Here is a 657-nt window from a genome sequence, read left to right as displayed (position 1 = left end):
CTCCGGCATAGGCGCCAAGGTCCACCGTCGCGCCATCGCCCTGCACCCGGCGGCCGAGCCAGTGGTAGAAGAGCCGCTCTTCCGGGGTGAGCATGGTGGGCACCCGCAGGGCCGGGCCAAGGTCGGCCTCGGGGATCGTCGTCCAGGGCCGGGCGGCAAACTCGGCCAGGATCTCTGCGACTGTCTGCACCGCGCGCGCCTCCTGCGGCAAGACTAGGCGGTCAGCGGCGGGCTTTCCAGACCGCTCCTCGTGCGACTGCGTCTTCTCGTCGCTGTCCCGCCGCGACGCGCGACGGGGTCATCGCGGTTCCGCCGCGGGGTCCCGTGGCGCACCGGCCTTGCGGCAGCGGTCCGAGCAGAAGCGCACCGCGTCCCAGTCGCGCGCCCACTTCTTGCGCCAGGTGAAGGGCAGGCCGCAGGCGGCGCAGACCTTGGTCGGCAACTCGGATTTCTTGCGCATCTTCGGCATGGCTGTCTCCGTCTTCCGGGGAAACTGGCTTGGCCTGGCCTGCGGACAAGGGCAACCGCCCGGTCGGAGCCTTGCCTTCCCCGCCACTTTCCCCCCGGTAGGGGCGCGGTGAGACGAGGGGCCTGCCGGAGGAGGCGCAGATGGATCAGACGGCCTGAACCGTTTGCACCTTTCCCTTCCCGGTCTTC

At 70.6% G+C, this 657-nt stretch carries 2 protein-coding genes; both read right to left on the bottom strand.

The window, feature by feature from the left end:
- Positions 1 to 190 (bottom strand): hypothetical protein (locus ACK41V_RS23660; RefSeq protein WP_409786134.1); only part of this gene is annotated, 190 nt, incomplete at its 3' end.
- A gap of 108 nt (positions 191 to 298) precedes the next feature.
- Entirely contained in the window at positions 299 to 469 is a 171-nt protein-coding gene (locus ACK41V_RS23655; protein ID WP_162302415.1) for a DUF2256 domain-containing protein, read from the bottom strand.
- Positions 470 to 657: the final 188 nt, after the last annotated feature.

This window comes from Acidovorax sp., assembly GCF_046291265.1.
GTDB lineage: Bacteria > Pseudomonadota > Gammaproteobacteria > Burkholderiales > Burkholderiaceae_C > Acidovorax.
Note: the sequence above shows the minus strand (reverse complement) of the source record. Positions and strands in the feature narration are given on the sequence as shown.

Excerpts from the sequence above, each read along its gene's own strand:
- ACK41V_RS23655 (WP_162302415.1), bottom strand. The coding sequence starts at position 469 with ATGCCGAAGATGCGCAAGAAATCCGAGTTGCCGACCAAGGTCTGCGCC.